Source organism: Clostridium sp. (assembly GCF_036646415.1).
Taxonomy (GTDB): Bacteria; Bacillota; Clostridia; order Clostridiales; family Clostridiaceae; genus Clostridium_J.
This window is the reverse complement of record NZ_JAVXMF010000006.1, coordinates 52828-71395: the sequence shown is the minus strand read 5'-3', so window position 1 is coordinate 71395 and position 18568 is coordinate 52828. Positions and strand designations below refer to the sequence as shown.

20 protein-coding genes are annotated in these 18568 nt (G+C 30.0%); 18 read left to right on the top strand and 2 right to left on the bottom strand.

Going from position 1 to position 18568, the window contains the following annotated elements; all coding sequences use genetic code 11:
* The first annotated feature begins 9 nt into the window (after nt 1-9).
* The 5 genes from queD (at nt 10) to RSD37_RS06320 (ending at nt 3487) form a co-directional block, all read left to right on the top strand.
* Nucleotides 10-429 carry a 6-carboxytetrahydropterin synthase QueD gene (gene queD, locus RSD37_RS06340; protein WP_346945873.1) on the top strand — a complete coding sequence of 140 codons (420 nt, stop codon included), beginning with the start codon at nt 10-12 and terminating at the stop codon, nt 427-429.
* Between the two features lie 12 nt (nt 430-441).
* Nucleotides 442-1110, top strand: a complete 669-nt coding sequence (gene queE, locus RSD37_RS06335) for a putative 7-carboxy-7-deazaguanine synthase QueE (RefSeq protein WP_346945872.1) — start codon at nt 442-444, stop codon at nt 1108-1110.
* A gap of 1 nt (nt 1111) precedes the next feature.
* Nucleotides 1112-1699 (top strand): GTP cyclohydrolase I FolE, encoded by a 588-nt coding sequence (folE, locus tag RSD37_RS06330; protein ID WP_346945871.1) that lies wholly within the window; start codon nt 1112-1114, stop codon nt 1697-1699.
* A gap of 22 nt (nt 1700-1721) precedes the next feature.
* Complete coding sequence (queC, locus tag RSD37_RS06325; protein WP_346945870.1) at nt 1722-2393, top strand: 7-cyano-7-deazaguanine synthase QueC; 672 nt, start codon at nt 1722-1724, stop codon at nt 2391-2393.
* A gap of 272 nt (nt 2394-2665) precedes the next feature.
* Nucleotides 2666-3487, top strand: a complete 822-nt coding sequence (locus RSD37_RS06320; protein ID WP_346945869.1) for a C39 family peptidase — start codon at nt 2666-2668, stop codon at nt 3485-3487.
* A gap of 228 nt (nt 3488-3715) precedes the next feature.
* Here RSD37_RS06320 and RSD37_RS06315 read toward each other — a convergent pair whose 3' ends face one another.
* The gene (locus RSD37_RS06315; protein WP_346945868.1) at nt 3716-4507 is read right to left on the bottom strand and encodes an SDR family NAD(P)-dependent oxidoreductase; all 792 of its coding nucleotides are present in this window, start codon (nt 4505-4507) and stop codon (nt 3716-3718) included.
* Nucleotides 4508-4755: 248 nt separating this feature from the next.
* On the opposite strand from RSD37_RS06315, the gene RSD37_RS06310 reads away from it, so the two are divergent.
* The 11 genes from RSD37_RS06310 (at nt 4756) to RSD37_RS06260 (ending at nt 14873) form a co-directional block, all read left to right on the top strand.
* Nucleotides 4756-5361, top strand: coding sequence for a DUF445 family protein (locus tag RSD37_RS06310; RefSeq protein WP_346945867.1), 606 nt, complete (start codon nt 4756-4758; stop codon nt 5359-5361).
* A 132-nt stretch (nt 5362-5493) separates the two neighbouring features.
* Entirely contained in the window at nt 5494-6393 is a 900-nt protein-coding gene (locus tag RSD37_RS06305) for a DMT family transporter (protein WP_346945866.1), read from the top strand.
* A gap of 37 nt (nt 6394-6430) precedes the next feature.
* Nucleotides 6431-6811, top strand: coding sequence for a DUF2809 domain-containing protein (locus RSD37_RS06300; RefSeq protein ID WP_346945865.1), 381 nt, complete (start codon nt 6431-6433; stop codon nt 6809-6811).
* Between the two features lie 583 nt (nt 6812-7394).
* Nucleotides 7395-8042, top strand: a complete 648-nt coding sequence (locus tag RSD37_RS06295) for a DUF3793 family protein (protein WP_346945864.1) — start codon at nt 7395-7397, stop codon at nt 8040-8042.
* Nucleotides 8043-8137: 95 nt separating this feature from the next.
* A complete protein-coding gene (locus tag RSD37_RS06290) occupies nt 8138-9031 on the top strand; it encodes a PH domain-containing protein (RefSeq protein ID WP_346945863.1) in 894 nt (297 codons plus the stop codon).
* Between the two features lie 326 nt (nt 9032-9357).
* Nucleotides 9358-9567 (top strand): FeoA family protein, encoded by a 210-nt coding sequence (locus RSD37_RS06285; protein ID WP_346945862.1) that lies wholly within the window; start codon nt 9358-9360, stop codon nt 9565-9567.
* Between the two features lie 13 nt (nt 9568-9580).
* Nucleotides 9581-9802 (top strand): ferrous iron transport protein A, encoded by a 222-nt coding sequence (locus tag RSD37_RS06280; protein WP_346945861.1) that lies wholly within the window; start codon nt 9581-9583, stop codon nt 9800-9802.
* Nucleotides 9803-9882: 80 nt separating this feature from the next.
* Nucleotides 9883-12018, top strand: a complete 2136-nt coding sequence (gene feoB / locus RSD37_RS06275; RefSeq protein WP_346945860.1) for a ferrous iron transport protein B — start codon at nt 9883-9885, stop codon at nt 12016-12018.
* Nucleotides 12019-12110: 92 nt separating this feature from the next.
* Nucleotides 12111-12251 (top strand): FeoB-associated Cys-rich membrane protein, encoded by a 141-nt coding sequence (locus tag RSD37_RS06270; RefSeq protein WP_346945859.1) that lies wholly within the window; start codon nt 12111-12113, stop codon nt 12249-12251.
* Between the two features lie 304 nt (nt 12252-12555).
* A complete protein-coding gene (locus tag RSD37_RS06265; RefSeq protein ID WP_346945858.1) occupies nt 12556-13875 on the top strand; it encodes an MATE family efflux transporter in 1320 nt (439 codons plus the stop codon).
* Nucleotides 13876-14045: 170 nt separating this feature from the next.
* Nucleotides 14046-14873 (top strand): MerR family transcriptional regulator, encoded by an 828-nt coding sequence (locus tag RSD37_RS06260; protein ID WP_346945857.1) that lies wholly within the window; start codon nt 14046-14048, stop codon nt 14871-14873.
* A gap of 134 nt (nt 14874-15007) precedes the next feature.
* Here the strand turns inward: RSD37_RS06260 and RSD37_RS06255 are convergent, their stop codons facing one another.
* Entirely contained in the window at nt 15008-15634 is a 627-nt protein-coding gene (locus RSD37_RS06255) for a hypothetical protein (RefSeq protein WP_346945856.1), read from the bottom strand.
* A 143-nt stretch (nt 15635-15777) separates the two neighbouring features.
* Here RSD37_RS06255 and RSD37_RS06250 point away from each other — a divergent pair, with 143 nt between their 5' ends.
* Both RSD37_RS06250 and RSD37_RS06245 read left to right on the top strand, forming a co-directional pair.
* On the top strand, nt 15778-17268 hold the full coding sequence (locus RSD37_RS06250) for a collagen-like protein (RefSeq protein ID WP_346945855.1): 1491 nt from the start codon (nt 15778-15780) through the stop codon (nt 17266-17268).
* 21 nt (nt 17269-17289) lie between these two features.
* Complete coding sequence (locus RSD37_RS06245) at nt 17290-18564, top strand: DUF3794 domain-containing protein (RefSeq protein ID WP_346945854.1); 1275 nt, start codon at nt 17290-17292, stop codon at nt 18562-18564.
* Nucleotides 18565-18568: the final 4 nt, after the last annotated feature.

Sequence of the window (18568 nt, the reverse complement as noted above, 5' to 3'; positions counted from 1 at the left end):
GGATGTTAGATGTTTATATTAAAAGCAGAGCAAAGTTTTGACAGTGCTCATTTTTTAAGTGGATATAATGGGAAATGTTCTAATATTCATGGTCATAGATGGAGAGTCATAGTTGAGATAAAGTCAGATAACCTTATAGAAGGTGGACAACAAGATGGAATGATCGTAGATTTTGGAGATTTAAAGAAAGATCTAAAAGAGATAATAGATTTTCATGATCATGCACTTATTATTCAGAAAGATACTATGAGAAAAGAAACATTAAAGTGCTTATTAGAAGATGAATATAAGGTTATAGAAGTTGATTTCAGACCAACAGCAGAAAACTTTTCTTACTATTTTTACAATCTAGTGAAAAATAAAGGGCATAAAGTAAAAACAGTTTCTGTTTATGAAACACCAACTAATTGTGCCACATATGAAGAGTAAGGAGCAGAGTAGATGAATTTTAAAGTTGTAGAGAAGTTCGTAAGTGTTAATGGGGAAGGATTAAAGTCTGGAGAACTAAGTATATTTATTAGATTTGCTGGATGTAATTTAAGATGTAGTTACTGTGATACAATGTGGGCAAATAAAGATAATGTGAAATTCACATTAATGAATGAAAATGAAATACACGATTATATTAAGGATACAGGGGTTAAAAATGTAACTTTAACAGGTGGGGAACCATTATTACAAAATAACTTAGAAGCACTGATTGATATACTTTGTGAAGATGATGATATAGAAGTTGAAATCGAAACAAATGGTAGTATAAGTTTGAAGGAATATAATAAAAATAGACATGAATCATTAAGTTTTACAATGGATTATAAATTAGATTCAAGTAATATGGAAGATAAAATGTGCCTTGATAACTTTAATCATTTAACTTCTAATGATACAGTTAAGTTTGTTGTTGGAAGTACTATTGATTTAAATAAGACAAAAACCTTAATAGATAAATATGAGTTGATTAATAAATGTCACGTATATTTAAGTCCTGTATATAATCAAATAGATATGGAAGAAATTGTAGAGTTTATGAAAAAAAATAAAATGAATAAAGTTAGGTTACAAATGCAACTTCATAAGATTATATGGGATAAAGATGAAAGAGGTGTTTAAAATGCCAATAGATAAGGAAAAAATAGAAGAACATATAAGAGGAATACTTTTGGCAATAGGTGAAAATCCAGATAGACAAGGGTTAAAGGATACGCCAAAGCGTGTAGCTAATATGTATGAAGAAGTATTTGAAGGTATTAAATATTCAAATGATGAAATAGCTAATATGTTCAACGTAACATTTGAAGAGGATATATTTTTTGATGAAAAAAGAAAAGATATGGTTTTAGTGAAAGATATAGATATATTTTCTTATTGCGAACATCATTTAGCGTTAATGTACAACATGAAAGTTGCAGTTGCATATTTGCCTAATAAAAAAATTATTGGACTAAGTAAGATAGCAAGAATAGCAGAGATGGTTGGAAAGAGACTTCAACTACAAGAAAAAATAGGTAATGATATTGCAGAAATTGTGCAAAATATAACTGATAGTCAAGATGTTGCAGTAATAATCGAAGGTGAACATGGTTGTATGACTACTAGAGGAATAAAGAAACCAGGGACTAAAACTATTACAACAACATTAAGAGGGAAATTCGAAGAAGAAGATAAACTTTATAATAAATTAATACAACTATACAAATAATAACTTATGGAGGAAATAGGATATGAAACAAGCAATAAATAAAGATAAAGCAATAGTAGTATTTAGTGGCGGTCAAGATAGTACAACTTGTTTATTTTGGGCAAAAAAAAGATATAAGGAAGTAATAGCCGTATCTTTTGATTATGGGCAAAAGCATAGTAAAGAATTAGAATGTGCAAAGGAAATATGTAAAAATCATAATGTAGAATATTATAATATGGATTTAAACTTATTAAATCAACTTGCCCCAAATTCATTAACAAGATCGGATATAGAGGTAGACAAAGAACAGCCTGAAGGCGGTGTTCCTAATTCTTGTGTAGATGGTAGAAATATGCTGTTTTTAACATTTGTAGCTGTTTTTGCAAAACAAAAAGAAATTAGTAATATTGTTACAGGAGTTTCACAAAGTGATTTTAGTGGTTATCCAGATTGCAGAGATGTATTTATTAAATCTTTAAATGTAACGTTAAATCTTTCTATGGATTATAATTTTGTAATTCATACACCACTTATGTGGATAGATAAAGCAGAAACTTGGAAATTAGCTTATGACCTTGGAGTATTAGATGTTGTAAAAAATGAAACATTAACTTGTTATAATGGAATAGTCGGTAATGGTTGCGGAGAATGTCCATCATGTAAACTTCGTAAAAATGGATATTTACAATTTAAAAAGATGATACAAAATTAATTTTTGACAAATTGCAATAACAAATTAAAACTTTCATAATTAATTAGAAGATCTTAGGGGGTAGTACTAATAGTTACAACTCACTCCAATTATCAAACTTTCGACAATATAGAGATGTGTTGTCGAGGGTTTTTCTATTGAATTCTACAATCATATTTAAAGGAAGCATATTTAGTTTTTACAACTTTGTTACATATATATAGTATTTAATATAAAATAGTAGTATATAATTAGAGTTATAAAGTAAAGATATTTTTGAAAGGACGAGTTTAATGAATTATTTTAACAGAAGAAGAAAACAAACAAAGAGAGTATTAGTGACAGTTATAGGAGGAATGCTAATAGTTTTATCACTTATAATAGTTTATAGGATTTCTAATATTGAAACAAATGAAATTAGCTATAAAAGTGAAGATAAAGATTTGAGTAGTCAAATGAGTACTTCAGATAAACTGAATGAAATTTTATCTAATAAGGATATATATCCTGAGAGTCTTATTGAACTAGCTGAAAAGAAAAGTGAAACAATAGATTTCGTTTATAATTATGCTACAAGGGATAATGGTGAAAGTACTAAACAGACAGGAAATTTTGAAAATAAAAAGGGGAAGTTTCCTTTATTTATACAATGGGATGAAAGGTGGGGCTATGAAAAGTATGGAGATAATTTTATAGCTATTAATGGGTGTGGACCCACATCACTCGCTATGGTTGCTGTTGGATTAACTGGTAATACTGATATTAATCCTAAATCTGTGGCAGATTTTAGTTATGAAAATAGCTATTATGTTAATGGGATAGGATCTAGTTGGGAACTTATGAGTGAAGGAGCAAAACAATTTGGGTTAAAAAGTAAGGAGTTACCATTAGATGAATCAGTTATTTTATCAACCTTAAGAAATGGAGAACCAATAATTGCGACTATGGGACCAGGAGAATTTACAGATTCAGGGCATTATATACTATTAACAGGAATCACTGATGATGGTAAAATAATAGTAAATGACTCAGATAGTAAAATTCGAAGTGAGAAAAAGTGGGATATAGATATCTTTATGAAAGAGACAAAAAATCTATGGAAGTTTTCCCTTTAGTAAGTGCTGAAGTTAATGCAATACATATTCTAGAAAGTCAAGAGGTGCTTTTTAGTAGGATTTAAACATAGATATAAAACATAGAAATTATGATTAGTAAATGATGTAACTATCTTTGAAATAAAGAGATGTAATGAATTCAAAAGGGTATGATTCGCACCACCATGAAATCCACGACAATTGTCGTGGATTATTTTTTTGAACAAAAACCACGGGAAGAAGTTTTTATCATTTACCTAAAATTCTTTTAATCTGAATAAATGTACCTTGAATACAGGGTGCCACATATCTATCCTTAACTTTAGTATCTTCAACAGCCTTTATATATTCATTAATAATGGAATTAGTGTTTTCAGTCTCATTTAATTGAAAGTATCTAAATTGCTTTTTTTCAAGAGAATCAATATTTGACCCAAAATAGGAGCCTTTTCTCATCCAAGTAAATTGCTTTGATATATTCTTTTGATTAAATCCAGTTGCATAAGCTCCAGGTTCTATAATAGTTACATCTATATCTGCAGATTTTAACTCTCTCAATTCTTTCTTTAAAGATATAGCAATTGATTCAATAGCAAACTTAGTAGCTGTATAAGGTGAAAGAAAGGGTAAAGTTACTCTTCCAGATAAGGAAGATATAAAAATAATACGACCAGAGCCTTTTCTAATCATATTCTTAAGAACTCTTTGAGTTAATTCAATACTAGAAAATACATTAGTTTCAAAAGTTTGTCTATATGTATCAACATTTATTTCACATACAGAACCAGAGTCACCAATGGCTGCATTATTTATTAACACATCGATAGGTAAATTATCAACTAAAGATCTTTCGCTAGCAGATAAAATGTCTAACTTAAAACTTTCAAGTGGAAGATGATTTTCTTTAGATATTTTATTTAACTCATCGGCTTCCTCTAAAGTATGAGTAGTTGCATATACATAATGACCTCTAGAACTTAATGAAATAGCAGCATCTTTTCCAAGACCTGTACCAGAACCAGTAATTAAAACTCTTTTCATATATTATTACCACCTTATATTGATATAAAATTTATAATAATAGTAGTATATCTATATTTCTGTAATGTATGTAGCAAGTTCAGCGAAAGCTTTTAACTAAAGTTTATAGGTCATGGAGTAATAATATTCAGGTTTTAAACAAGTAAATTATGAAATATATAGAATCAATATAAATAGGTACTAGTTTTATTTATTTAAGAAATAGTGTAGAATGTTAATAGTAATTTTATAATACATAGGAGGCAATCATGAATAATTTAGTTGTAGTAGCATTATTAGCAATAGTAGGGGGATTAATTGGTTGGGTAACAAACATATTAGCTATAAAGCTTATGTTTAGACCAATAAACCCAATTAGAATTCCAGTAATAAATTTTGAAATAGTAGGGTTAATTCCAAAGAGAAAAAATGAAATAGCAAAAAATATTGGTGAGGTAGTGGCAAAGGAATTATTATCAATTGATGATATAATTAACAATGCAATTACAGATGATGACAAGCTTATGTTTAGTGCATTAGTTAAAAACAAAATAAGAACTTTAGTGGCTGGAAAGATGGATTTTGTGCCAGCACCATTTAGAATGATGGTACAAGGCCCCATTGATAGCATCATAGAGCAAGAGGTTGATGGAGCTTTAAATGAAGTGGAGAATGGAGCTATTGCTCATATTAAGGATAAAGTAGATATTCAAAAGATGGTTGAAGAAAAAATAAATGAATTAGATTTGCAAGAGCTTGAAAGAATAATTATAGATGTAGCTAAAAAGGAATTAAAGCATATTGAAGTTTTAGGTTTTATCTTGGGAGCTGCAATTGGTATAGTTCAAGGTTTAGCAGTTATGATGATTAAATAAAGTATAGTTATAATTATAGAAAAGTAGTTGGTAAAAAGTTTACTAGCTACTTTTTTTGTAAGTTTAAATATTGAATAAATAACTAAACATGGTATTGTTATTGTAGGTGTTACAAAAGAAAGAGGGGTTATGATGAAAGATAATTTTAGACAAAAACTTGATAAATATATGATGTTACTAGCCACTATATTTTGGGCAGGTGCATTTGTAGCTGGTAAGTTTTCAATTGAAGAATTCCCAGTATTCTCTTTAGTGTTTTTCAGATTTTTAATAGCAACAGTAATAATATTTTCAATAATGATTAAAGTGGAAGAAAATTGGAAAATAACTAAAAAAGATTTAAAAATGTTTTTAATTTTAGGAGTTGTAGGAATGATAGGCTATCATGTGTTTTTCTTTTTATCATTAAAATATACAACAGCTACAAATTCATCATTAATAGGTGCAACAAATCCTATAGTAACTACAGTGCTAGCATGTATATTTTTAAAAGAAAATATAAGTTACAAAAACATAATTGGTATAATAATATCTTTGTTTGGAGTTATGCTTATAATTACTAATGGAAACATAGATGTATTACTTAATTTTAAATTTAATATAGGGGATATATTAATGATGATAGCTGTTGTGTGTTGGGCAGTATATGGTATTCTCTCTAAAAAAGCACTTGAAATATATTCACCTATAAAAATAACTAGTTATGCATTTTTAACTTGTGTAATAATGTTATTGCCTTTAGTTATAATGGAAAAGCCATGGGTATACATTCCTAAAACAACTATTAATGGTTGGATGTCTGTAATTTATATGGCGATTTTCCCATCTATATTTGGATATTTAATTCAACAAATGTCTATTAAAAAAATTGGTCCCACTAAAACTTCTTTATATATAAATTTAGTGCCTGTATTTTCTATGATATTAGCATTTTTTATGTTAGGTGAGTCTATATCTGTTATAAAAATATTGGCAGGTTTACTTGTTGTTATTGGAATATATGTAAATATAATAAGTAAAAATGTAAAATAAACTAGAAGCTTTGAAAAAGGAGTATAAAGGAGGAAAAATGAAAAGGAATAGGTATATATATTTTATTTTTACCCTAGTAGTTATGGGTTTGGGATTGCTTTCAAGAAAATTGAATAACTTGCCAATATTTATTTCAACCTATTTAGGGGATGTACTATGGGCTCTCATGGTTTTTCTAGTAATAGCTTTTATTTTTAATAAAAAATCAACTATTTTTATTGCTGTTTGCTCTATAGTATTTTCATATGGGATTGAATTAAGTCAACTGTATCATTCTCCTTGGATTGATAATATAAGAAGTACTATCCTTGGAGGATTAGTCTTGGGGTTTGGATTTTTATGGAGTGATATCTTATGTTATACAGTTGGAATATTGATGGGAATGATTTTGGATAAGTATATGTTAAGTAGTAAATAATATATTGAGCTATATAATTTATAAGCGATACTATAGCTATATCAAATGAAGAATATATCAGTGTAGGTGTTGTTGATTCAGATTTATTAAGAAAATTTAATAGAAGCTATGAGCTAGATCATGGTACAATGATTCCTTTATATTTTGTAAATAGATACTATTTTGAAGTTATAAGGTACAAGGAAGGTGAATAATCTTGAACCATAAAGTGGTGTGAATAATAATACTTACTGTCCTAAGTACCATGAATTACTTATAAGAAGAGATGGGTATGGGGTAGAGGTTTTTATGAAAAATGAGTTATGTGGAAGCTACTTAGAAAAGGGGAATGTCATTTTGTAATTGGTCCTGGTTGGGAGGAAATAGGTGGGCATCAGAAATGGTGTCTATTTTTGTGCGCTGAAAACTGAAAAATCTTATGGGTAAAAGAATTCATTTGGAATGTTAATCCAAAGAAATTAAAAACTCATTGACTTTATATATCAATTGAGATATATTATAAATATGGTAATGATAATCATTATCAAAATATAAAAAGAGGGAAGTTTACCTCTTAAATCAGTAAAGAATAGAGGAGTAAATGATGGTAAAGAAGTTAAGTAGCTTTTATAAATTATTAAATCAATTAGAAAATAGAGAGTACCTTGAAACATTTATATCTTATAATATTGCTTTAATAAGTGCAAAACTAAAACCATCAATTACTTTAAACATAAAAAAAGATGATAAAAAGAAAACATACTATTTATGGAACACTTATGGAGACGGTTGTTTAGATGAATTAGGATTAAAATATATAGAATTAAGGGAAACACACAATTCTTTAATATTATTCATATATGATGAGTACTTATTACAGAGGGTATTAGGTAAGCCAAAGAATTTAAGTTTTTTAACATCGATAGGGTATAAAGAAGAGTCTACATTAGAAGAAATAGTGATGAAATTAAAAGATAGATATAGGGTACATAATTGTCCTCATGAATTAGGTGTATTTCTTGGATATCCTATTGATGATGTTAAGGCTTTTATTGATTGTACAGAAGAGAAGTGTTTAGGCTGTGGATATTGGAAGGTATATAACGAATATCATAAAGCAAAAACTATTTTTGATCTTTATGATAATGTAAGATCTCAAACAGTTGATAATATTTTAATTGGAAATATACATGTAAAATTGTCCAGTATATTAAGACATAAATTTGAAAGAAATCAAGGGATGATAATTTAGAGCTCTTTAAGAAAATTATTGAAAAATATATAAAATATGTATAATTTGCACTATAATATATAATATAAAGTATATAAAGAAGAGGGCGATTATATATGTTAGTCATAGGAATAATTTTAGGGTTTGTAGGGTTGATTTTTATAATTTCAATCTATGTGAATAATAACAGTGTAGCTAAAGCTAAAAATGATATTTTGATTGGTATAACCCTTCCCTATTCAGAACTTAAAAATGAAGAAGTATTGGTAATTGTAGATTCATATAAACGAGAAAATATAAAATTTGTGGTAATTGGTAGTATAGCTTTTATACCTACATTTTTCATAACATATAATTCATTTCAATTTTTATATTTATTTTTATGGATTATAGTTCTAATCTATGGTAGTAATAAAGTTTTCATTAAGTACAATAGAAAACTTATGGATTTAAAGAGAGAGAAGGAATGGTTTAGAGGTATATATAAAGACAATGATGAGTATTGGAAGAATAATGTTTATAATAATCCAAATGATCAAAGGACAATGGTAGAAAAGCGAGTTGGATATGGCTTTGAATATAATCTAGCTACTAAAAAAGGAAAGATAATGACCTATGGTTCATACGCAATTGCTATAATTATTCCTGCAGTTTTGCTATTCATGTTCTTTATCTTTGATTTTAGTAAGTTTAATTTATCTATAGAAGATGAAGTAGTTAAAATATCTGCTCCAGTATATGGCACATCCTTTGAAATAAAGGATATTCAGGATATAGAACTTGTAGACAATATTTCAATAATGGTGAGAACAAATGGAATTGGAACTGCAAGATATAGTTTAGGAAATTATAATATAAAAGATTATGGTAAGTCTAAGTTATATGTATACACAGGAAATTCTCCATACATTGCTATTAAGGTGGAAGATAAATATGTTTTTATTAATGGTGAAAGCAAGGAAGAAACAGATAAATATTATAAAGAATTAATAGGTGAGTGGGAAGAATAAACCCATTACAAACATAGATAAGATATATAGAAAAATTTAGAACCTGATACATGATTTTAGTGTATCAGGTTTTTTATTGCCATTAGATTTGTGACTATTTAATGGAAGTGAATTTACAAAGATTAGTAAATTTATCAATAAAGCTATTGACTTAACATATCAATTGAGATATAGTATACATATAGTAATGATAATCATTATCATAAGAAAGGTTTAAAGTAAGGAATAAATTTAAAAGAAAGCAAAACAAGATATTTAGAATTTAAAATAATAATTCATAAATAAAATAAGCTTAGCTTAGGTTGAAAATAAAGGGAGGGATTTAAATGCCACTTACCATGGTAGGAATAGGTGAAACCACTGTTATAAAGAGGATTAAAGGTACAGATGAAACACGTAAATTTCTGAAAAGTCTCGGATTTGTAATGGGGGCATATGTTACTGTTATTTCAGATATAGCTGGAAATATGATTTTAAAGATAAAAGATACTCGTATTGCACTGGATAAGAGTATGGTTAATAGAATTTTAGTATAGGAGGAAAAGATGTATGAATACATTAAAAATGATTAAATGCGGGGATACAGTTACAGTTGTAAAGCTTCATGGTGAAGGTGCTATAAAGCGTAGAATTATGGATATGGGAATCACAAGAGGTGTAGAAGTTTTAGTTCGTAAGGTGGCACCATTAGGTGATCCTATTGAAGTGAATGTTCGTGGATATGAGTTAAGTCTTAGAAAAGCAGATGCCGAAATGATTGAGGTAAAATAGATTTTTACCAGCTATTAAGAGAAGAATATTTTAGAAGAGTAAGTTAGTAAAAGCTAAATAATTGAAGGGGGAAACAATACATGAATATAAAAATTGCGCTTGTTGGAAATCCAAACTGCGGTAAGACAACTATGTTTAATGAACTGACAGGAAGCTCACAGTATGTTGGAAATTGGCCAGGAGTTACAGTAGAGAAAAAGAGTGGTAAGCTTAAAGGAAATAAGGAGGTTGAAATTATAGATCTACCAGGTATCTATTCTCTTTCGCCTTATACATTGGAAGAAGTAATATCTAGAAACTATCTTTTAAATGATAAACCAGATGTTATTATTAATATTGTAGATAGTACAAATATAGAGCGTAATCTATATTTGACCACACAGATTATGGAAATTGGTATTCCTGTTGTTATTGCCCTAAATATGACGGATATATTGCACAAGAATGGGGATGTTATTGATATTGAAAAGCTTTCTAAAGCACTTGGATGTAAGGTTGTAGAAACTTCTGCACTTAAAGGTGAAGGATGTAAGGAAGTGGTGGAAAAAGCCATTGCCCTAGGGGAAAATAAAGTGAAAACTGTGCCACAGCATACTTTTTCAAGGGATGTTGAGAAAGCACTTGAGAATATTGAAATAATTTTATCAGAGGATAATAAAATTGATAATCTTCGTTGGTACGGCATCAAGGTATTTGAGGGTGATGAGAAGGTTATGGAGCAGTTAAAGGTTTTGAATAATGGTATTGAAGAAATAATAAAAGAGTGTGAAGACAAGTTAGATGATGATGGTGAGAGTATTGTAACAAATGAGCGTTACACATATATAACTGGAGTTATCAAAATGTGTGTTAAAAAGAAGAATAAGTCCAAAACAACCACTTCTGATAAAATTGACCATGTAGTAACTAATCGCTTTTTAGCACTCCCAATTTTTGCAGCAGTTATGTTTTTAGTCTATTTTATTTCCGTTTCTACTGTAGGCACATGGGTAACAGACTGGACAAATGATGTGCTGTTTGGCGATATTATTCCTCCAGCTATAGAGACATTCTTGGTATCAGTAGGCACTGCTGAATGGCTAAATTCACTTATCCTTGATGGAATTGTAGGAGGGGTTGGTGCAGTAATTGGATTCGTGCCACAGATGCTTGTACTATTCCTTTTCCTTGCTATCCTCGAGGATTGCGGATATATGGCACGTGTTGCATTTATCATGGACAGGATTTTTAGAAAGTTTGGACTTTCTGGTAAGTCATTTATACCTATGTTGATTGGGACAGGTTGTAGTGTGCCTGGTATTATGGCTTCACGTACTATTGAAAATGAAAAAGATCGTAAAATGACAATAATAACTACAAGTTTTATACCTTGTGGAGCAAAACTTCCAATAATTGCACTTATTGCAGGGGCGTTATTTAATGGCTCATGGTGGGTAGGGCCATCAGCTTATTTTATTGGTATTGCTGCAGTTATTGTTTCAGGAATTATCCTAAAGAAAACAAAAGGCTTTGCAGGTGATCCGGCTCCTTTTGTAATGGAACTTCCAACATATCATATTCCTGGCGCAAAAGGTGTGCTAATTCATATGTGGGACAGAGGAAAATCTTTCATAATGAAAGCCGGTACTATTATTTTCCTATCATGTGGGGTGATTTGGTTCTTGAGCACTTTCAATGCTAGTATGCAGATGGTAGAGACGTCAGAATCAATGCTTGCGGCTATTGGTAAGTTAATCGCTCCAATTTTTGCCCCATTAGGGTTCGGAACATGGGAATCAGCCGTTGCAACAATTACTGGTCTTATTGCAAAGGAAAATGTAGTTGGTACATTTGGTGTATTATTTGGATTTGCAGAAGTAGCAGAAAATGGTACGGAAATTTGGCCAGCACTTGCACAGTCATTTACAGTAATCTCTGCTTACTCATTCCTTATATTTAATCTGCTTTGTGCACCTTGTTTTGCAGCAATCGGTGCAATTAGACGTGAAATGGGAAATGCTAAATGGACACTTATAGCAGTAGGTTATCAGACAGGTTTTGCTTATGCAGTTTCACTTATAGTATATCAGTTTGGTATATTATTTACAGGAAAAGGATTCAGCATGGGTACAGCAGTTGCAATTGTGGTGTTAGCTGGACTTCTATATATGGTGATTAGACCTTATAAAAATCAATACAGTAGTCAAAGGGTTCTAAAAAGAACTACAGAGGCTTAGAAAATTGAAAAATATTCATATGGCAGAACATGTACATGATATTGGGAAGATTGGCATACAAGATAGTATACACTAATAAGGAGGGGAGCGTTATGGCAACAGCAATTATTGGAACTATAGTAATTGGATTATTTTCAGGTGTTGCATACTACACATATACACAAAAGAAAAAAGGTGGCTCTTGTTGCAGCGGGTGCAAAGGTTGTTTAAGTCAGGGTCAATGCAATAAGTAGAACATTACGATACCTATAGATTAGACTCTTATAAAAAGTGTTTGATCTATAGGTATTTTTGTATAATTGAATTGGATTTACTTAATAGTAAGTCCTTTTTTATTGCCCTAAAGTATAAAGAAAATGAGAAATAAAAAAGCATAAAACCTAAAAATAAAGAAATTTAAAAGCCTTAGATAAACTAAAAATCAAATATATTGAAATTAACTATTGACTCTATACTAAGAAGAGAGTTTATCATAGAAAAGGTGACATAAAAGAACAGCAACATAAAAGAAAAAAGGATAATGAAGGAGAATAAAATATGAAAAAAGAAAGTATGTTAAAAGAATTTTTCAAGTATGCAGTACCATCTGCGCTTGCAATGTTTATATCGTCTTTATATACAGTAATAGATGGAATATTTGTTGGACAAGGTGTAGGCGATTTAGCATTAGCGGCAGTAAATATTGTACTTCCATTTACAGTTATGTTATTTGGGCTAGCTTCAATGTTTGCAATAGGTGGAGGAGCTTTAGTATCTAAAAACATAGGTGCAAAAAATATAGATAAAGCAGTAAGTAGTTTTAGACAAGTGTTTAAGTTTCTTTTAATAGTCAGTGGTATTATAAGTATCGTATGTATCATATTCACAGAGGAAATAGTAACTATACTAGGTGCAACAGCAAATCTAAAGGGATTAGCAGTAGATTATTTAAGATTTTATGCAATGTTTTGTATTCCTAACTTGATAGGGATAGTACTAAGTAGCTTTGCTAGAAATGATGGGAAACCAAAACTTGCAATGATATCAACAATTGCAGGAGCAATAACTAATATTATATTAGATTATGTATTTATATTTAAATTGGGATTAGGCATTAAGGGAGCTGCAATAGCTACAGGGCTAGGTCAAATAGTTACAGTATCTGTGTTACTTCCACATTTCATAATGAAGAAAGGCAACTTAACATTTGGCAATGTAAAAATAAATAAAAACGATTTAAAAGAATTTTGTCTCATAGGATTTCCATCGTTTTTTGCACAAGGAAGCTATTCAATAATAGTATTACTTCATAATATTGTTTTAGTTAAATTTATTGGAGAAACAGGAGTTTCAGCTTATAGCATACTTAACTACATAACAACCAATACATATATGGTGCTTTATGGCTTAACGTTAGGTGTACAACCTCTTATTAGTTATAATTTTGGGAAAAGGGATGGAGAAAAGATGTTAGGATTCTTTAGAATAACATGTATATCATCTCTAGCAATCAGTGGATTATTTGTTGTAATAAGTTTTCTATTTGGACCAACCCTTATAGGTATATTTACAGTAGATGCTGAAATTGCAAAACTTGCATATACAGCACTTAGAATAGGAAGTGTAAGTTACTTTGTAATTGGAATAAACTTAAACACATTAGTTTACTTCCAAGCTCTAGAAACACCAAAGTATTCAAATTTAAGTTGTCTTTTAAGATCTGTTATATACTTACCTATATGTTTAATTGTACTTTATAAAGTATTTGGAGTAAATGGAATTTGGGCAGGTACAATATTATCAGAGAGCCTTACATTTATAACCATAAGTATAATGGCTAATATAAAAGTATCTACCAGAGAAGTATTAAGTGCATAAGTTACACTCTAAATTTTATATTTGGTAACTGGAACTTAATCTACCGAACACCGTTGAGGTGGAGTTTTCATTATTATATATAACACACGCCTTCTCATATACATTATATTGTTTGTGAGAGGGGGTTTCAGTTTGAAATTTAGGGTATAATAATAGTGGGGTGAGATAATATGTATACACGTTTTTCAATTGGAGAAGTATCTAAGCTACATAATATTTCTATACAGACATTGAGGCATTATGACAAAATTGGCTTATTAAAGCCAGCATATATAAATGAAAAAAGCAAATATAGATATTATTCAGTAAAACACTTTATAATTTTAGATTTGATAAAACAATGTAAAGCTATGGGGGTGTCCTTAAATGAGATAAAAATATTAGTAAATAATTATACTTCTATTAACTCTATTTTAGACATCATAACAAAACAAAAAGAAATAGTTGAAGAGAAAATAAAAGAGTTAGATAACATAAAAAGTAACATATATTTTTTAGAAAATAGAATTCAAACTCTATTAGAAGAGGGTATAAACAAAGTTTTTGTAAAATATTGCAGTGAGAGAAAATTTATAAAATATAATAATACTCAGAGATATACAGAGGAATTTCAGATAAACTTATGCAAAACATTAGGAGATATAGATAAAAAGTATGGAAACACTAATAAAGAGTTAGTTTTTTCTACCTCCTATGAGGATTTTAAAAAACACAATCAGTTAACATATAATAATATGATAATAAGCATAAGTGATACTATGGCAATAGATGAAAAAAAAATAATTACATTAAAACCTGGATATTATATTACAATAAATTTTGATGATGATTATAAAGACACAAGTAAGTATTATGGAAAACTAGTTGATTATATTGAAAAAAATAATATAAAGGTTAGTGAAACTTTTTATGAGATATACATAATGACAAGAGGCGGAATAGACAATGAAGAAAAATCTTTAGGACAAATTCAAATTTTAATAGATACAATTATGTAAAGAAAATGGTTCATTATTAGATAACTTCAATTGTTATTTATTCTTTATATAGGGACTTTGTACACAAAAATGCCCAATAGGTAGACTTTTTATTGTCTGCACTATTGGGTATTTTTTATTAAATCAAGTTAAATTTATTTTAATATTACATTGCAAAATTGGGTTTGAAGAAAGTCATTTTTAAAATTCCACGGAGTTTCATTATAGTTATCATGATCAGGGTTAATATTAAGCTTATCGTCTTTATATAAAGGACTACAAGTGCTATTACAGTAGAAATCAGAGTCCTTAGTAGGATTACAACAATCTATACTTAATATATCATCATCACAATTACAATTACAAGAATTACATTTGATTGCTACAAGTAAACACACTGCGATGGAATTATGAACCCAAATAGAGTTGCCTCCACAAACATTTGCATCACAATAGCAAATTTCAACAGATACGTCTAGTATATCAGTACACAAATCTAAAGAGATTAACTCAAAAAAAGGACATATAAATTTATCATTTATTATTTTATCGGAGCAGTCACATGATTCGTAATCAATTTTTATTACTTTACAACCTTTAATACATAATTTAAACCCAGTGCAAGTATCTATGATTTTTTTTTCTACAATTAAAACCTTCACAGAAACATCTAAAATTTTCTTAATAGGAGGCTTACATTTTGCTATGCATAATTCGTTAGTATAATTAAACTCTTTAATAATCCTTTGTGTTTTATCACAGTGTACGTAATTTATGCTCACTTATTTCACCTCAATATGGAAATGTCGTTACAATATAGAGTATGTTTTTAATATAAAGTGGTGCAATTTTTGAAATAAATAAATTAATAAATAAAGTGTCAAGTTATATAGACAAGCATATTGTAATAATGGGGGTGATAAAGTTGAGTGTTTATCCAACCTATTACAATGAATTTCCAAGTAGTGGAGAAAATGTAAATTTAAATAGTACGAATATATCTGGAGGTGCCCCTTATTATACACCGCCAGTTAGTTATATAATGCCGTCTCAAGGACAACCTGGACCTCAAGGTTCCAAGGGAGACCCAGGATGTCCAGGTCCACCAGGATATCCTGGCACACAAGGACCAAAGGGAGATCCCGGATGTCCAGGTCCATCAGGATATCAGGGTCCACAAGGACAAGCAGGTTGTCCAGGGTGGCCAGGACCTCCAGGACCAGCAGGGTATCCAGGGTGGCCAGGTCCCCAAGGACCAAAGGGAGATCCAGGATGTCCAGGACAAAAAGGTGATCCAGGACCTCCAGGACAAATAATGCCAGTTCAAATGTGTCAACCATATGGTTGCGGATGTGGATGTAATAATGGATGTTGTAATTGTTGTAAAGGAGCAACAGGAGCAACAGGTATAGGGATTAAAGGAGATACTGGTGCAACAGGAGCAACAGGAGCAACAGGTATAGGAATTAAAGGAGATACTGGAGCAACAGGTGCAACAGGACCAGGATGCTTAAAATGTAATCATGTTTGTGATTGGAGTTTTGAATATTTTCCACAAGGATGTAGTATTTTTGATAGTTGTTATCAGCCTAGAAGCTGGACAGCCAGCAATGGCGTTTTAAGAACAAATGAAGTACTAATACCAACAGGGACTATAATTCCAATTGGAGATCCAGCTGGCACTCCAACTACAGAGTCATACTATTCATCTATTAGTCTAGTAAATATTGTAGGAACTATACCAGCATTAATTCCAGTTACAATACCAATTAATACAGGTAAATTTTTCAATGTAGCTCATAGTGGAAATCAATCTTTAATATTGCAGCCAACTTATAATAATATTTTAGGGTTTTTACCATCATATTTTATAAGAGTTGTAGATATTGATCCAGATTGTTCTTATGAATTGAAATTTTGGGCAGCTAAATATGATTATAATTATGAATTAAATTATGATGAAGGCGAGTTATTAGAAGTTAATAGAGAAAATTATAATTTAATTGCAGGAGCTTATTTATATTGGGGAGACGTATTAAATACAGGATCTTGTTGCAGTATAAGAGATTTTATATTAAACCCAATTAATTGGCCTATAGCAGATAATATTTGTAATTTCAGTGGTGAATTAGTTGCTGCAATGAAACTTCCAAGAGGAGGAGCACAGCAGATAGATATAGATTTAAATTTAGATGAAGAAGATCCTACAATTCCAGTTTTAAACAATTATGATTTTGAATCATATAGCTTAGTTCCATCATGTAGTAGAATCAAAGGACCATGCTGTGAAAAAGTAACAATTCCAGCAGGAATTTCAAAAGCTACAATAGTGTTTGTAGCAGAACCAAGCAGAGTAATTAATAATATAAATAAACCATCAGGTTTCTGGTTAATTGATGATGTAATACTATCATAAAATTCAGGAGGATTTTTATAAATGGATAATATAAATACAACATGTGGTTGTGATAAATCACATCAAAATATAGCATGCGATTGTAATAAAAAGAATGATAACAATATGCCTTGTAGTGGCTATAGGCCTATGACGACCCCGTGTCAAAAAAAATTAGTTTCAAGTTGTAAATGTAATGCTAATCATTGTAGTAAAGATAAGTGTAACTACTGTATTGATGAGGAAAGTATATTTTTCCCGGATTTTGAAAGTAAAGTAGCAAGCTTCGAATTAAAAGACGTATGGACAGAATTAAGTGTAAATGGTTCAGTGGGAGTGCCATTACAAAAACCATCAATTGAACAAATAGATTCTGTAAATGCTACAGTTCAAATCATTAGTAAAAAAGTAATAGTAGCTCCAGCAGTTTATGATGAGTCCAGTATTGTTACTGATACAGTAACTAACGAAGAAGGGAAAATAACCACTGGAAGGAAGCTTGTAATAGAAGGTTTAATTTGTGGAACAGTTTCTTATGTTTCTTTAAATATAGACCAAAGTGTTCATAGCTTCCATGGACAAATTCCTTTCTCAGCATTCATAGTACTACCTGAGGATGCAGATCTAGAGGCAAATTATGAAGTTTATTCATTGATTGAAGAAATTTGTGTTAAAAGAGTTTGTGATAGAAGTGTTAATTTAACATTTGCAATCATATTGACAGCAGAAAGAACTTCTAACACCGATTGTAATAAATCATATTATGATAATTCAGGTATAGACTGTATATCTTCAACTAGCTCTTGTGGCCCAACTGAATGCTTTACAGAACAACCTATTATAAAAGGGACTTGTACTAGAGTTCAAATTGAAAATTTAATAATAGATGATACAGAAACTCTCTGGACAGAGATATCAGTACCAGAGTTATTAACAATACCATCTTGTAAACCGGATGTAATGCAAATTCTTACGATTACGTCTAATGTTAAGGTTATATGCCAAAAGATTATTATAACTCCAGAAGTAGCTGAAAATTATGAGGGATTACAATTAACAGGATTAAAATTATTAATTCATGCAGTTTTAAGACAAAGAATCACTTATGTTTCTAATACAGATTGTAGGTCAGTTCATTCAGCTCATTTTGATGTTCCAGTATCAGCTTATATAGTTCTTCCAGAAGGGGCTTCTACGCTCAGCAAGTATAGAATTAGAACTTGTATTGAAGACTTATATGCATGTGCTCTTAATGAAAGACAAATCTTTAAGAACACCACATTATTTATAAAAGCAGAGCCTATAGCTTGCTTGTAGAAGG

Bases quoted from the DNA above. Each gene is read 5' to 3' on its own strand.
- queD (WP_346945873.1), top strand. From the start codon at position 10: ATGTTTATATTAAAAGCAGAGCAAAGTTTTGACAGTGCTCATTTTTTA.
- queE (WP_346945872.1), top strand. From the start codon at position 442: ATGAATTTTAAAGTTGTAGAGAAGTTCGTAAGTGTTAATGGGGAAGGA.
- folE (WP_346945871.1), top strand. From the start codon at position 1,112: ATGCCAATAGATAAGGAAAAAATAGAAGAACATATAAGAGGAATACTT.
- queC (WP_346945870.1), top strand. From the start codon at position 1,722: ATGAAACAAGCAATAAATAAAGATAAAGCAATAGTAGTATTTAGTGGC.
- RSD37_RS06320 (WP_346945869.1), top strand. From the start codon at position 2,666: ATGAATTATTTTAACAGAAGAAGAAAACAAACAAAGAGAGTATTAGTG.
- RSD37_RS06315 (WP_346945868.1), bottom strand. From the start codon at position 4,507: ATGAAAAGAGTTTTAATTACTGGTTCTGGTACAGGTCTTGGAAAAGAT.
- RSD37_RS06310 (WP_346945867.1), top strand. From the start codon at position 4,756: ATGAATAATTTAGTTGTAGTAGCATTATTAGCAATAGTAGGGGGATTA.
- RSD37_RS06305 (WP_346945866.1), top strand. From the start codon at position 5,494: ATGAAAGATAATTTTAGACAAAAACTTGATAAATATATGATGTTACTA.
- RSD37_RS06300 (WP_346945865.1), top strand. From the start codon at position 6,431: ATGAAAAGGAATAGGTATATATATTTTATTTTTACCCTAGTAGTTATG.
- RSD37_RS06295 (WP_346945864.1), top strand. From the start codon at position 7,395: ATGGTAAAGAAGTTAAGTAGCTTTTATAAATTATTAAATCAATTAGAA.
- RSD37_RS06290 (WP_346945863.1), top strand. From the start codon at position 8,138: ATGTTAGTCATAGGAATAATTTTAGGGTTTGTAGGGTTGATTTTTATA.
- RSD37_RS06285 (WP_346945862.1), top strand. From the start codon at position 9,358: ATGCCACTTACCATGGTAGGAATAGGTGAAACCACTGTTATAAAGAGG.
- RSD37_RS06280 (WP_346945861.1), top strand. From the start codon at position 9,581: ATGAATACATTAAAAATGATTAAATGCGGGGATACAGTTACAGTTGTA.
- feoB (WP_346945860.1), top strand. From the start codon at position 9,883: ATGAATATAAAAATTGCGCTTGTTGGAAATCCAAACTGCGGTAAGACA.
- RSD37_RS06270 (WP_346945859.1), top strand. From the start codon at position 12,111: ATGGCAACAGCAATTATTGGAACTATAGTAATTGGATTATTTTCAGGT.
- RSD37_RS06265 (WP_346945858.1), top strand. From the start codon at position 12,556: ATGAAAAAAGAAAGTATGTTAAAAGAATTTTTCAAGTATGCAGTACCA.
- RSD37_RS06260 (WP_346945857.1), top strand. From the start codon at position 14,046: ATGTATACACGTTTTTCAATTGGAGAAGTATCTAAGCTACATAATATT.
- RSD37_RS06245 (WP_346945854.1), top strand. From the start codon at position 17,290: ATGGATAATATAAATACAACATGTGGTTGTGATAAATCACATCAAAAT.